The organism is Sphingomonas kaistensis (assembly GCF_036884275.1).
GTDB classification, from domain to species: domain Bacteria; phylum Pseudomonadota; class Alphaproteobacteria; order Sphingomonadales; family Sphingomonadaceae; genus Sphingomicrobium; species Sphingomicrobium kaistense_A.
Genome location: NZ_CP145607.1, coordinates 1,172,896 through 1,186,487, shown reverse-complemented (window position 1 = coordinate 1,186,487; position 13,592 = coordinate 1,172,896). Strand labels below are relative to the sequence as shown.

15 protein-coding genes are annotated in these 13,592 nt (G+C 65.7%); 10 read left to right on the top strand and 5 right to left on the bottom strand.

Annotated features, from left to right (window positions below):
* Positions 1-54 precede the first annotated feature (54 nt).
* From V6R86_RS05710 to V6R86_RS05675, 8 genes are all read left to right on the top strand, one after another.
* On the top strand, positions 55-297 hold the full coding sequence (locus tag V6R86_RS05710) for a plasmid stabilization protein (RefSeq protein WP_338505424.1): 243 nt from the start codon (positions 55-57) through the stop codon (positions 295-297).
* Complete coding sequence (locus V6R86_RS05705) at positions 294-1,469, top strand: MFS transporter (protein WP_338502809.1); 1,176 nt, start codon at positions 294-296, stop codon at positions 1,467-1,469. The genes V6R86_RS05710 and V6R86_RS05705 overlap by 4 nt, the downstream gene beginning before the upstream one ends.
* Before the next feature lie 71 nt (positions 1,470-1,540).
* The gene (locus tag V6R86_RS05700) at positions 1,541-1,975 is read left to right on the top strand and encodes a hypothetical protein (protein WP_338502808.1); all 435 of its coding nucleotides are present in this window, start codon (positions 1,541-1,543) and stop codon (positions 1,973-1,975) included.
* Positions 1,972-2,841, top strand: a complete 870-nt coding sequence (gene panB / locus V6R86_RS05695) for a 3-methyl-2-oxobutanoate hydroxymethyltransferase (RefSeq protein ID WP_338502806.1) — start codon at positions 1,972-1,974, stop codon at positions 2,839-2,841. The genes V6R86_RS05700 and panB overlap by 4 nt, the downstream gene beginning before the upstream one ends.
* A gap of 98 nt (positions 2,842-2,939) precedes the next feature.
* Positions 2,940-3,632, top strand: coding sequence for a tetratricopeptide repeat protein (locus V6R86_RS05690; protein ID WP_338502805.1), 693 nt, complete (start codon positions 2,940-2,942; stop codon positions 3,630-3,632).
* Between the two features lie 16 nt (positions 3,633-3,648).
* Positions 3,649-4,968, top strand: a complete 1,320-nt coding sequence (locus tag V6R86_RS05685) for a PQQ-binding-like beta-propeller repeat protein (RefSeq protein WP_338502804.1) — start codon at positions 3,649-3,651, stop codon at positions 4,966-4,968.
* Between the two features lie 55 nt (positions 4,969-5,023).
* Positions 5,024-6,388, top strand: coding sequence for a ribosome biogenesis GTPase Der (gene der, locus V6R86_RS05680; protein WP_338502803.1), 1,365 nt, complete (start codon positions 5,024-5,026; stop codon positions 6,386-6,388).
* A 35-nt stretch (positions 6,389-6,423) separates the two neighbouring features.
* A complete protein-coding gene (locus V6R86_RS05675) occupies positions 6,424-6,882 on the top strand; it encodes an Hpt domain-containing protein (RefSeq protein WP_338502801.1) in 459 nt (152 codons plus the stop codon).
* Here the strand turns inward: V6R86_RS05675 and V6R86_RS05670 are convergent.
* The 5 genes from V6R86_RS05670 to V6R86_RS05650 all read right to left on the bottom strand — a co-directional run bounded on the left by V6R86_RS05670 (position 6,879) and on the right by V6R86_RS05650 (position 11,398).
* On the bottom strand, positions 6,879-8,099 hold the full coding sequence (locus tag V6R86_RS05670; RefSeq protein WP_338502799.1) for a DUF418 domain-containing protein: 1,221 nt from the start codon (positions 8,097-8,099) through the stop codon (positions 6,879-6,881). The two genes, V6R86_RS05675 and V6R86_RS05670, sit on opposite strands and share 4 nt — an antisense overlap.
* Before the next feature lie 103 nt (positions 8,100-8,202).
* A complete protein-coding gene (gene bfr, locus V6R86_RS05665; protein WP_338502798.1) occupies positions 8,203-8,688 on the bottom strand; it encodes a bacterioferritin in 486 nt (161 codons plus the stop codon).
* Positions 8,689-8,756: 68 nt separating this feature from the next.
* Positions 8,757-8,954 (bottom strand): (2Fe-2S)-binding protein, encoded by a 198-nt coding sequence (locus tag V6R86_RS05660; RefSeq protein ID WP_338505422.1) that lies wholly within the window; start codon positions 8,952-8,954, stop codon positions 8,757-8,759.
* 54 nt (positions 8,955-9,008) lie between these two features.
* Positions 9,009-10,136: an acyl-CoA dehydrogenase family protein gene (locus V6R86_RS05655; RefSeq protein ID WP_425335944.1), complete on the bottom strand. Its 1,128-nt coding sequence runs from the start codon at positions 10,134-10,136 to the stop codon at positions 9,009-9,011.
* 104 nt (positions 10,137-10,240) lie between these two features.
* Positions 10,241-11,398 carry an acyl-CoA dehydrogenase family protein gene (locus V6R86_RS05650; RefSeq protein WP_338502796.1) on the bottom strand — a complete coding sequence of 386 codons (1,158 nt, stop codon included), beginning with the start codon at positions 11,396-11,398 and terminating at the stop codon, positions 10,241-10,243.
* 69 nt (positions 11,399-11,467) lie between these two features.
* Between V6R86_RS05650 and V6R86_RS05645 the strand changes: the two genes are divergently transcribed.
* Positions 11,468-12,724 carry an acyl-CoA dehydrogenase family protein gene (locus V6R86_RS05645; RefSeq protein ID WP_338502795.1) on the top strand — a complete coding sequence of 419 codons (1,257 nt, stop codon included), beginning with the start codon at positions 11,468-11,470 and terminating at the stop codon, positions 12,722-12,724.
* Between the two features lie 89 nt (positions 12,725-12,813).
* Positions 12,814-13,590 (top strand): SDR family oxidoreductase, encoded by a 777-nt coding sequence (locus V6R86_RS05640; RefSeq protein ID WP_338502794.1) that lies wholly within the window; start codon positions 12,814-12,816, stop codon positions 13,588-13,590.
* Positions 13,591-13,592: the final 2 nt, after the last annotated feature.

Sequence of the window (13,592 nt, the reverse complement as noted above, 5' to 3'; positions counted from 1 at the left end):
TGGTGCGCCCTTAGCCGAATTGGTGCGTTGCAGCAATGGCAAGAGGAGAGGATCATGCCGCAAGGAGACAAGAGCGCCTACACCGACAAGCAGCGCCGCAAGGCCGCCGAGATCGAAAAAGGCTATGAAGCGCAAGGCCGCCCGGCAAAAGAAGCCGAGCGGATCGCCTGGGCGACCGTCAACAAGATGGACGGCGGCGGCAAGGAAAGCGGCGCGGGCCGCTCGCGCAATCGCAGTGAGGCCGCGAAAAAGGGCTGGGAGACGAGGAGAAAGAAGGCGGCTAAGTCCTCCCGGTGAACCGCCCCGCCCTTCCCCGCTCCATTTGGGTCCTTGGCTTAGTCAGCCTGTTCATGGATCTGTCGAGCGAGATCGTTCACGCGCTGTTGCCTCTCTTCGTCACCGTGACGTTGGGCGCCAGCGTCGCGGTGCTGGGCGCGATCGACGGGGTGGCGGAAGCGACCGCGAGTTTTGCCAAGCTCGCCGGCGGGCGATTGAGCGACAAGCAGCAGAAGCGTAAACCTTGGATTCTCGCCGGCTATGGCCTGGCGGCAATCACCAAGCCTTTGTTCGCGCTGGCCGGCAGCCCGCTGACCGTGCTCGGCGCGCGGCTGGTCGATCGCACCGCCAAGGGCCTGCGCGGTGCGCCGCGCGACGCGCTGATCGCCGACGAGACCCCACCCGAACAGCGCGGCGCCGCCTACGGCCTGCGGCAGAGCCTCGATACCGTGGGCGCATTGCTGGCGCCGCTGGCCGCCGCCGGGCTGATGATCTGGCTGGCGGGCGACATTCGCAGCATCTTCTGGATCGCGGTCATTCCGGCGTTCGTCTCGGTCGCGATCATTCTGCTCTTCCTGCGCGAGCCCGAACGGGCGGCAGTCACGGTCAAGGCGCCGCCGCTGCTGCGAAGTTTTCGCGAGGTGGACGCGGGGTGCCGCCGGGTCATTCTCGTCGCCTTCTTCTTCACCCTTGCGCGATTTTCGGAAAGCTTCCTCATCCTCAAAGGCGCCGACGCCGGGCTCAGCTTTGCCACCGCGCCCCTGATGCTGGTGGTGTTCAATCTCTCGTACGTGCTGCTCTCCTATCCGGCAGGCGCGCTCGGCGACCGGCGCGATCCGCGACTGATCCTGACCGCGGGAATCGCCTTGCTGGTGATCGGCAATGCGGTGCTGGCGACTGCGAACGGTCTGGCGGGCGTGATCGTCGGAGTCGCCTTGTGGGGCGCGCACATGGCGCTGACGCAAGGGCTGTTCGCCAAGCTCCTCGCCGATGTCGCCCCGCCGCACCTTCGCGCCACCGCTTTCGGCCTGTTCAACGTCGCGACCGGCATCGGCCTTCTGCTCGCCAGCCTCGGCGCGGGGCTGTTGTGGGATGCCGAGGGTTCGTCGGCGACCTTCGTGGCAAGCGCAGCGGTGGCGGTGGTCGCAGGGGCGATGCTGTGGCTTCTTCCTACCCGCCCCCAAAAGGCATGATGGTTGCGCCTCCGTTCCCATCGCACTGCGCGCGCGCTATGCTTCATGCCTGCTAAGCAGGGGAGATCATCATGGCCAACGCACATGCCGGCTCGCACTCAGTCCCGAAGTCGTTCTGGATGGGCGCGGTCGCCGTGCTTCTTTTCATGGGCGTGGGAGTGGCAGGCTACCTGGTCACCATGATGACCCCGCTCGAGCAGATGCCGGCCGAGCAGCAGGCCAAGATGGCGGCGATGCCGGGGTGGCAGACGGCGGTCTATGCCGTCGCGGTGTGGTCCGGTCTGCTCGGCGCGATCGGGTTGCTGCTCCGGCGCAGCTGGTCCGTGGTGGCGTTGCTGGTCTCCCTGATCGGCGCGATCGGTACCTTTCTTCCGTTTTTGGTCGTGTCGCAGGTGCGGGCGCTCGGCACGATGGGTGACGCCATCGCCGCCGCCATCGTCATCGGACTCTGCGCCGCAAGTCTCTGGTTCGCGCACCATTCACAGCAGAAAGGCTGGCTTCGTTGAGCACCTTCACTCTCGATACGGCAACCAGCCGGGCGACCCCCTCGCCCGTCCCAGGCAAACGCATGACCGTGCCCGGCCTCAAAGGCCGCAAGCAGGACGGCAAGACCGAGCAGCCGATCGTGATGCTGACCGCCTACACCATGCGGACGGCGCAATTGCTCGATCCGCATTGCGACCTGCTGCTGGCCGGCGACAGCCTGGGGCAGGTGATCTACGGCCTGCCCTCCACCGTGCCGGTGACGCTGGAGATGATGTGCGCCCACGGTGCCGCGGTGGTGCGCGGAAGCTGGCACGCGCTGGTCGCGGTGGACATGCCGTTCGGCAGCTATGAAGCAAGCCCCGAACTCGCCTTCGCCAGCGCCGCGCGGGTGATGAAGGAAACCGGCTGCGCGGCGGTGAAACTCGAAGGCGGCGAGGCGATGGCGCCGACCATCCGCTTCCTTGTCGAGCGCGGCATCCCGGTGATCGCGCACGTCGGCCTAACCCCGCAGGCGGTGAACGCGCTCGGCGGCTATGGCGCGCGCGGGCGGAGCGAGGCGGAAGCGGCCAAGATCCTGCGCGACGCGCAGGCGGTCGCCGACGCCGGCGCCTTTGCCGTGGTACTCGAAGGCGTGATGGAGGATCTCGCCACCCAGATCACCCGCAAGGTGGCGATCCCAACCATCGGCATCGGCGCCTCGGCCGAATGCGATGGGCAGGTGCTGGTGACCGAAGACATGCTGGGATTGTTCGAGCGCACGCCGCGGTTCGTGAAGCGGTACGACGATTTGGCGACCCGCATCGGCGAGGCCGTCGCGACTTATGCCGGGGAGGTCCGCGACCGCAGCTTCCCCACCGCCGACCAGACCTATCGGCCCAAGAGCTAGAAGCGGTGCGCAAAACTGGCTAGGAGCGCTTCGCTTCAAGCTCCCGTTCATCCGGCCCTGCCAATGAGCGGTTCACTGCACGACACACGAGGACCGACTTGGCACTTGCGCCCGGAGAAACCAGCGAAACCTTTATCCGCGAGGTCGACGAGAATCTTCGTCGTGACCAGGCGGAGGCGGTATTCAAGCGCTATGGCAAGTGGATCATCGCTGCCGCCGTGCTGCTGCTGGTCGCAATCGCGGTGTGGCTGTTCTGGAAAAACCAGCAGGCCGAGCAGGCCGCCGCCAACAGCGAGCAGTTTTCCGCGATCCTGACCGACGTCGGTCAGGGCAAGAGCGGCACCGACATCGCGCAGCGGCTCGATACGCTGGCGGCCGAGGGCAATGGCAGCATGACCGGCGCCGCCCGGCTGACCAGCGCCGCGCTCGCCCTGCAGAAGAGTGATCGGGCCACCGCCTCGGCGCAATATAAGCAGATCATCGAGGACAAGAGCGTCCCCCAGACGGTGCGCGACACCGCCACCATCCGGCTGACCCAGCTCGAGTTCGACACGCTGCAACCCCAGCAGGTGATCGAGCGCCTGTCGCCGCTCGCGGTGAAGGACAGCGCCTGGTACGGTTCGGCCGGCGAACTCACCGCGCTGGCGATGATCAAGGCCAATCGTAAGCGTGAGGCCGCCGCCCTGCTGAACGCCGTCGCCGCCGACACCAACGTACCCCCTTCCATCCGTGCCCGCGCCGAGCTGCTCGCCTCGGGCCTCGCCATTCCGGCCGCCCCGGCGGCCCGTTGAGGACAGACCCAGCCGTATGATCCGCAAAGTCGTTTCCGTGGCTCTCGCCGCCAGCCTGCTCGCCGGCTGCGGTGTTGTCGGCAAATCGCGCCCCAAGACGCCGGTCGTCGGCGACCGCGTGTCGGTGCTGTCGACCGATCCCGACGTGCAGGTCGATCCCGCCACCGCGGCCCTGCCCTTCTCGATTCCCGTCGCCGAGGTGAATGCCAACTGGAACCAGGCCGGCGGAACGCCGTCCAAGTCGGCCGGCCACCCCGCGCTTGGTACGACTCTGGCCGAGGCATGGAATGTGTCGATCGGTCAGGGCAGCACACTGTCCCAACGCCTTGCCGCGCCGCCGGTCGTCCAGAACGGCACCGTCTACACCATCGACAGCACTGCCACCGTGCGCGCGTTCGACGCCGCCACCGGCGGTCAGCGCTGGGCGGCACAGTTCGGGACCGAGCGCGGCAACAATGCCTCGCTATTCGGCGGCGGCGTTGCGGCCGAAGGCGACCGCGTGTTCGCCACCAACGGCCTCGGCTTCGTCACCGCGCTCAATGCCGCCACTGGCGCGCCGGTGTGGCAGGTTCGCCCGGGTGGGCCCCTGCGAGGCGCTCCGACGGTGGTTGGCGACACGCTTTACGTGATGAGCCAGGACAACCAGATCTACAGCCTAAAGACGGCGGACGGCGCGACCAACTGGTCGGCCACCGCCGCGGTGGAGATCGCGGGCGTGTTCGGCACCGCCGCCCCCGCGTTCGATCGCGGCACGGTGGTTGCGGGCTTTTCGAGCGGCGAGCTCAACGCTTATCGCTTCGAGAACGGTCGCCTGGTCTGGCAGGATGCACTGTCGCGCACCTCCATCTCGACCAGCGTCGCGACCCTGAGCGACATCGACGCGTCGCCGGTGATCGACAACGGCCAGGTGTTCGCGCTCGGCCAGGGCGGGCGTATGGTCGCGCTCGATCTCATCAGCGGGCAGCGCATCTGGGAGCTCAATCTCGCCGGGATCAGCACGCCGTGGATCGCGGGCGACTGGCTGTTCGCGGTGACCGACGATGCCAAGGTGATGGCGATCGCCCGCAACACCGGCAAGATCCGCTGGATCAACCAGCTTCCCGGCTTCGAGAACATGAAGTCCAAGCGCGGGCCGATCAGCTATGCGGGGCCGGTGCTCGCGGGTGGCCGCCTGATTCTCGCCGGGCGCAATGGCGTGATCGTCAATGTCGATCCGGCGACCGGCGCTTTCCAGAGCCAGACCAATGTCGGCGCGCCGATCAGCCAGGAACCGGTGGTCGCCAACAACACGCTGTACATCCTCGACGACAAGGGCCGGCTCCACGCCTATCGCTGAGGCGGCCGGGGCCGGCAGGCTCGCTTTGACGAAGGTCTTGGGCTAGGCGCACGCCATGCCCCAGCCCATCGTTGCCATCGTCGGACGTCCCAACGTCGGCAAATCGACCCTGTTCAACCGCCTCGTCGGCAAGCGCGTGGCGCTGGTCGACGACCGCCCGGGCGTCACCCGTGATCGCCGTGTCGGCGACGGCCAGTTGCTGGGCCTCGAATTCCAGGTGATGGATACGGCGGGCTTCGAGGATGAAGATCCCGCCAGCCTGCCCGGCCGGATGCGTCGTTCGACCGAGGCCGCGATCCGAGAGGCCGACGCCGCGCTGTTCCTGATCGATGCGCGCGAAGGCGTCACCCCGCTCGACGAGGAAATCGCCCGCTGGCTGCGGCAGGAAGACACGCCGGTGATCGTCGCCGCCAACAAGGCCGAAGGGCGGCAGGGCGAAAGCGGCCGGCTGGAAGCCTTCTCCCTCGGATTCGGCGAACCCATCGCGCTGTCCGCCGAACATGGCGAGGGGCTGGTCGACCTGTTCGAATCGCTCCGCCCGCACGTCGAGCGCGAGATCGAGGAAGAGCCCGAGCTCGATCACGAGGACCCGATGCGGCCGCTGCATCTGGCGATCGTCGGACGCCCGAACGCGGGCAAGTCGACCCTGGTCAACAAGATGCTCGGCGAGGACCGGATGATTACCGGGCCGGAAGCCGGGATCACGCGCGACAGCATCAGCACCGACTGGGAATGGACCGCGCCCACCGGCGAGACCCGCAAGGTCAAGCTGGTCGACACCGCGGGCCTGCGCAAGCGCGCCAAGGTCGACGACAAGCTCGAATGGCTGTCGGCGCAGGACACCCGCCGGGCGATCGACATGGCCGAGGTGGTGGTGCTCTTGCTCGACGCCACCCGCGGGCTCGAAGTGCAGGATTTGAAGATTGCCAGCGCGGTGATCGAGGAAGGCCGCGCCCTCGTGGTGGCGGTGAACAAATGGGACGTCGCCGAGCACGCCTCTTCGCTGTTCAACGGCATCAAGGCCGCCCTCGAAGAGGGCTTGAGCCAGCTCAAGAATGTGCCGGTGCTGACGGTGTCGGCGGTGACGGGCAAGGGCATCGACCAGCTGATCGGGGCGGCGTTCACCTTGCGCGAAGGCTGGAATCGGCGCGTGTCGACCGGCGAGCTCAACCGCTGGTTCGAAGCCGCGGTCGAACAGAACCCGCCGCCCGCGCCCGGCGGCAAGCGGATCAAGCTGCGCTACATCACCCAGATCAAGACGCGCCCGCCGACCTTCGTGGTGTTCGGAACGCGGGTCGATCAGCTGCCCGAAAGCTATCGCCGCTACCTGCTCAACTCCTTGCGCAAGCAGTTCGATTTGGGGGCCGTCCCGCTGCGCATGACCTTGCGCGCGCCCAAGAACCCGTTCGATCAAAAATAACCTCGCCTTTACCCTCTGCGCTTAAAAGTCCTCGCATGCAGAACGAGGAAAGCTTTTTGCCTGAGGGCAGCGCCGACGTGGTCGACTGGGCGCATTTTGAGAAATCGCGCGGCGAACTCGGGCCCGGCTTTATCCGCATCCTGTCCTATTTCCGCGAGGACGGCGTGAAGTCGGTCGCCGCGATCGAGCAGGCGATGCGCGAGGAGAATACGGTTGCGCTGGTGATGCCTGCGCACACCATCAAGGGCGAAGCGCGGCAGTTCGGGGCCGAGCCGCTGGCCAAGGTCGCCGAACTGATCGAATCGACCGCGCGCTTGTGCATCGAGACCCGCCGCTTTCCCGACGAGCTGGTCGCCGACGTGGTGAAGCTGCGCCGGCTTTTCGACCAGACGATCGAGCTGTTCGATCAGGCCACCAACCCGCGAATCAGCCGCGGCGGCACCGGCGGCGGCTTCGGGCGCAAGGCCAATAACCAGAGCTTCGGCCGGATCTAACGCCGGAAGGGCTGGACCCGCCACAAGGTCAGGCTCCGCCACGCCCATTCGAGCGGGCCGTAACGGAAGCGGGTCAGCCACGGCTTGCTCCACAGCAGCATGACGCCCCAAGCGGCGATCACGATCAGCGCCAGCTCAGCGCGGCCGAGCGTGGCGAACAGGCCCAAGCCCCAGCCGTAGAACAGGCCGATCATCACGATCGACGTCCCAAGATAGTTGCTGAACGCCGCGCGCCCGGCCGCCGCGATGCGCTGGGTCAGCGCCCCGCCCCGCCGCGTCGCAAGAATGATCAGGCAGGCGATCGCCACCACCATGAGCGGGCGCAGTAGCGAGGCGGCAGCGAAGCTCCACATGAAGACCACGGGCGCCGCGAAGTCGGAGCGAAAAAGGAAGCGCAGCGCGATGAGATAGCACGGCAGGACGACGGCCAGCCCGACCAGCAGCCACTTCGCATAGCGGCGGTTGTCCCACGCACCGGTCAGCAGGCCGCTTTTCAGCGCCGCCATGCCGAGCAGCATGTAGGCCAGCGTTTCCCATCCGAAGGCAAAGATCCCGACGACCGGGAAGAAGGCTTTCTCGGTGACCTGATGGTGGACGAGGCTGGTCCACGGTCCCTGATACAGAGCGATCGCCTCGGCTCGCCGCTCGGGGCTGGGCATGATCGTGTCGCGGGTCAGCTCTTCCCATGACCTCAGCTGGTCGGCGGTCGCCGTGCCGCTCAGCACCGGCCCCTGCAGGTCGAGCGAATAAAGCGTCATCGCGACGTAAATGGCGAATTGAATGATAATCAGGACAAGCGCGGTGGCGACCAGCCCGCGCCGCCCGGCATTGCGGAAGGCCAGCGCGAGGAAGCCGATCGCCGCGTAGGTGATGAGAATGTCGCCCCACCAAATGAGAAAGAAGTGGGCCGCTCCGAACAGCAGCAGCCAGAACAAGCGGCGGCGGACCAGCGACAGCGCCATCGTCTCGCTCATCAGCAGCAGCGAGGCGCCGAACAGGAAGGAAAACAGCCCGCGCATCTTGCCGTCGAACAGGACGAAGTTCGCGGCATAGGTGACGAGGTCGGCGGTGCTGACCGGGACGGTCTGCGCCAGCGGATTGAAATAGGCCGCGGGGACGTCGGCAAAGGCGACGATGTTCATCGCCAGGATGCCCATCACCGCCACGCCGCGAACGATGTCGAGCGTGGCGATCCGCTCGCCTTTGTTGGTCTCCAAACTCAATCCCCCGTCACCCCGGACTTGATCCGGGGTCCCGCTACTAACAGGGGACACGGAAGAGAAGAAGCGGGACCCCGGGTTAGGCCCGGGGTGACGGGTCTTAGCCGTGCGCCTCCGCAGCGTTCGAATGCAGCTGGATGTAATTTTCCAGGCCCATGCGCGCGATCATCTCGAACTGGGTTTCGAGGAAGTCGATATGCCCTTCCTCGTCGCGCAGCACCTCGATGAACAGTTCGCGGCTGACGTAGTCGCGAATCTGGTCGCAATAGTCCGCCGCCTCGCGGTACATCTTGGCGGCTTCATATTCTGCCTCGAGATCGGCCTTGAGGATTTCCTCCACCGTTTCGCCGATGCGCAGGCGCCCGAGCGCCTGGAAATTGGGCAGCCCTTCGAGAAACAGGATGCGTTCCGCGAAGCGGTCGGCATGCTTCATCTCGTCGATGCTCTCATGCTTCTCGTATTCGGCGAGCTTATGCACCCCCCAATTGTCGAGCATGCGATAATGCAGCCAATATTGGTTGATGGCGGTAAGTTCCGCCTTAAGCGCTTCGTTGAGCAGCTCGATGACCTTGGGATCGCCCTTCATGGCGCGGCCTTTATCAAACGGGGGTGGCGAGACGAAGCGCTAACGACTCGCACGAGTCGTTCGCAACTTCAGGCGGCGACCTTTGCCGGGTTGGCGGCGATCGCGTCGAGTTCCTCGGCGATGATCGCGCGGGCGAAGGGGAGGCAGCTGCCGCACTTCACCTTGCAGCCCTTGCGGGCATAGACCTGGCCGACCGTACAGGCGCCGGTCCGCGCGGCGTCCCGCACCTCGGTTTCGCGAATCGCGTTGCAGCAGCAGACGATCATGCTCATCTTGCTAATGGTAATGCGAAGCGTTCGCAAGTTATTCCGCGCGCGCGATCAGCTTCGGCCCATCACCTGCACCATGCGGGCGTGATAGTTGGCATCGCCGAACAGGGCGTCGAGCACCTTTTCGCGTTTCATGTAGAGGCCGATGTCATGCTCGTCGGTCATGCCGATGCCGCCGTGCATCTGCACCGCTTCCTGCACTGCCAGCGCTGACACGCGACCGGCCTTGGCCTTGGCGACGTGCGTCATGATCCCGCTGGCCGCGTCGCCGCGGTCGAGTAGTTCGGCGGCCTTGAGCGTGGCGGCGCGGGCAATTTCGATTTCGCCGAAGAGATGCGCCGCGCGGTGCTGCAGAACCTGGAATTCGCCGATTAGCTTCCCGAACTGCTTGCGCTGCTTGAGATAGTCGACCGTCATCGCGGCGGCACCCGATGCGACCCCGACCATCTCGGCGGCAGCGCCGGTGCGTCCGGCGCGCATGGCGCGGCGTAGCGGCTCGAAGCCGCCATCGACCTCGCCGATCACCGCGTCGGCATCGACCTGCACATTGTCGAAGCGGATGCGCGCGGCCTTGCTGGCGTCGGTCAGCGCGACATTCTCGATCTCCATGCCGGCCGCATCACGCTCGACCGCGAACAGGGTCAGCCCCTCGCTTTCGCCTGCCGAACCGCCGGTGCGGGCAGCGACGATGAGGAGGTCGGCCGAGGCGCCGTGAACCACGAATTGCTTCGATCCCGACAGCGTGAAGCCATTGCCAGAGCGCTTGGCTTCCAGCGCGATCTGGCGCGGGCGGTGATGCGGACCTTCATCCACTGCGAACGCTGCCACGGTGTCGCCCGACAGGATGCCCTGAAACCAGCGCTTGCCCTGCTCGCTGCCCTTCAGCGCCTCCACCGCGACGATTCCCGTGGTGAGAAACGGCGAGGGCGTCAGATTGCGCCCTACTTCCTCCATCACCAGCGCCGCTTCGGTGGCGCCAAGGCCGAGGCCGCCGTCTTCCTCGGGAATGGCGAGGCCGGTCAGCCCAAGCTCGGCCATCTGCTTCCACAGGCCGTGCCCGAACCCGTCCTTGCAACCGGTGTCGCGCCAATGACGGAGCTGCTTTTTGATGGTGCCTTCCTCGGCGAGAAAGGTGCGCGCCATGTCGGCAAGCTGGCGCTGGTCGTCGGTGAGGATCATTCCCAAACTTTCGTTCGTCCTGAGCGAAGTCGAAGGACGGGTTGAGGCGATGGTGCGAACGCCCTTCGACTTCGCTCAGGGCGAACGAGGGCTGGCGAGGTAAGCTAAGCCCCCGGCAACCGTAGGATATGCTTAGCGACGATGCCGAGCTGCACCTCGCTGGTGCCGCCCTCGATCGAATTGGCCTTGGTCCGAAGCCACTCGCGCGCCGCCTTGCCGCCGCGCGACCGCTCGCTGTCCCACTCCAGCGCGTCCGAGCCACCCGCCGCCATGATCAGTTCGTGGCGCTTCTTGTTCAGCTCCGTCCCGGCATATTTCATCATGCTCGGCATGGCGGGATGCGCCTCGCCGGCTTTCAGCTGATCGATGAAATGCTCGCTCATCGCGGCAAAGGCGATCGCGTCGACATCGAACAGGGCGATGTCGGCGGCCAGCACCGGATCGTCGATCTCGCCAAGGCTCTGCGCCAGCGTTTTAGCCGAGCCAGAGCCAAGCCCCATGCCGCTGATCATCTCGCGCTCGTGGCCGAGGAGATATTTGGCGACGTCCCAGCCCTTGTTCACCTCACCGACGATCTGGTCCTTGGGCACCTTCACATTGTCGAAAAAGGTCTCGCAGAACGGCGAATAGCCGCTGATCAGCAGGATCGGCTTGGTCGAGACGCCCTCGCTCTCCATGTCGAACAGGAGGAAGCTGATTCCGCCATGCTTCGATTCGGTCGAGGTGCGGACGAGGCAGAAGATCCAGTCGGCCTTGTCGGCATAGCTGGTCCACACCTTCTGGCCGTTGACCAGCCAATGGTCGCCCATGTCCTCGCACTTGGTCTGGAGACCGGCGAGGTCGGACCCGGCGCCGGGTTCGGAATAGCCTTGGCACCAGCGAATTTCGCCGCGCGCGATCTCGGGCAGGAAGCGCTGTTTCTGTTCTTCGGTACCGTATTTCAGCAGCGCCGGCCCGAGCATCGAGATGCCGAAGCTCGACAGCGGCGTCCGCGCACCGATCGCCGCCATCTCTTCCTTGAGGATCTTGGTCTCGGCGGGGGACAACCCGCCGCCGCCATAAGCCGCCGGCCAGTCGGGCACGGTCCAGCCCTTTTCGCCCATGACCCGCATCCAGCGTTCCTGGGCTTCGCTTTGGAACTGGAAATTGCGCCCGCCCCAGCAGGCGTCGTCTTCGGACCGCATCGGGGTGCGCATCTCGGCCGGGCAATTCGCCTCCAGCCAGGCGCGGGTGTCGGCGCGGAAGCTCTCGAGATCGGTCATCGCGGCTTGTCTCCTCTGGTCCGCCGTCCTAGCGCATTGCGGACTGAAGAGAATAGAGGAGCTTGTCGCGTGGACTTCGACCTGACCGAAAGACAGGCTCACTTCCGGGATCGCGTTCGCGCCTTCATCGACGATCATGTCCGGCCGGCGGTGCCGGGCCTTCTTGCCGAATTGAATTCGGGCGACCGCTGGCATCATCTCGAGGGCATCGAGCCGCTCAAGGCCAAGGCGCGGGAACAGGGCTTGTGGAATCTGTTCATGCCGCCGGGCGGCGCCTTGAAGCATGTCGATGAAAGCTTCCCGTTCGAGGGCGAGCAGCTCACCAACCTCGAATATGCGCTGTGCGCCGAGGAGATGGGACGGGTCGGCTTTGCCTCCGAGGTGTTCAATTGCTCGGCGCCCGATACCGGCAACATGGAGGTGTTTCACCGCTACGGCACGCGGGCGCAGAAGGATCAGTGGCTGGCCCCATTGATGCGCGGCGAGATCCGCTCGGCCTTTCTGATGACCGAGCCGGGGGTCGCGAGTTCGGACGCGACCAACATCCAGTGTCAGATCCGCCGTGACGGCGACGACTACGTCATCAACGGCAAGAAATGGTGGAGCTCGGGCGCCGGCGATCCGCGCTGCAAGGTCGCGATCCTGATGGGCAAGACCGATCCCGAAGCGCGCAAGCATGCCCAGCAGTCGATGATCCTGGTGCCGCTAGATGCACCCGGACTTACGATCGAGAGGCACCTCACCGTCTACGGCTATGACGATGCGCCGCATGGGCACATGGAGGTTGCACTTAAGGACGTCCGAGTCCCCGCCGACAACTTGCTGCTCGGCGAAGGACGTGGGTTCGAGATCGCGCAGGGGCGCCTGGGGCCGGGCCGCATCCACCATTGCATGCGCACCATCGGCGCGGCCGAAGAAGCGCTAGAACTGATGGTGAAGCGCATCCAGTCGCGCACCGCCTTCGGCAAGAAAATTGCCGAGCACAGCGTGTGGGAACAGCGCGTTGCCGAAGCGCGGATCGAGATCGACTGCACCCGCCTCCTCTGCCTCAAGGCCGCCGACCTGATGGACAAGGCGGGCAACAAGGCGGCCAAGGCCGAGATCGCGATGATTAAGGTCAAGGCGCCGCGCATGGCGCTGCAGATCATCGACGATGCGGTGCAGGCATTCGGCGCGGCCGGTGTGAGCCAGGATACGACGCTGGCCTACAGCTGGGCCGGGATCCGCACCCTGCGCCTCGCCGATGGGCCGGACGAGGTCCACAACCGCGCCATCGCGCTGATCGAATATGGCAAGCACCCGCCGATCGATCCGCAGGTGCCTTGAACGGCCCACCCTCTCGTTCGTGCTGAGCGAAGTCGAAGCACGTTAAAACCACGCCCTTCGACTTCGCTCAGGGCGAACGGAGTTTGGAAATGACCTCGCTTTTCGATCTGTCCGGCAAGACTGCCATCATCACCGGAAGCTCGCGCGGGATTGGGCGCGCGATCGCCGAGGAGATGGCGGCGCACGGCGCCAATGTCGTCATCTCCAGCCGTAAGCAGGATGCCTGCGAGGAAGTGGCTCAGGCGATCAACGCGCAGGGCAAGGGCCGAGCAATCGCGGTCGCCGCGTCCATTTCCGACAAGGAAGCGCTGCGCGAGCTGGTCGAGCGCACGAGGCAAGAGTTCGGGCAGATCGACGTTCTCGTCTGCAATGCCGCCTCCAACCCTTATTTCGGTCCGATGGGCGGGATCAGCGACGACCAGTTCCGCAAGATCATGGACAATAACGTCCTCTCCAATCACTGGCTGACGACCTTCGTCGCGGACGAGATGGTGGAGCGGAAATCAGGCTCGATCGTCGTGGTGTCGAGCGTCGGTGGACTGACCAGTTCGACCGTCATCGGGCCCTACAATATCTCCAAGGCGGCCGACCTCCAGCTGGTCCGCAATCTGGCCGCCGAGTTCGGGCCGTCGAACGTCCGGGTCAACGCCATCGCCCCGGGGCTGGTGCGGACCGATTTCGCCAAGGCGCTGTGGGAAAACCCGGATATCCTCAAGACCGTGACCAAGGTCTCAGCGCTGCGCCGGATCGGCGAACCACGCGAGATCGCGGGCGCCGCGCTATTTCTTGCCAGCGATGCCGGCAGCTTCGTCACCGGCCAGACCCTGGTGATCGACGGTGGCAGCACCATCGGCGCGGGGTTCTGATC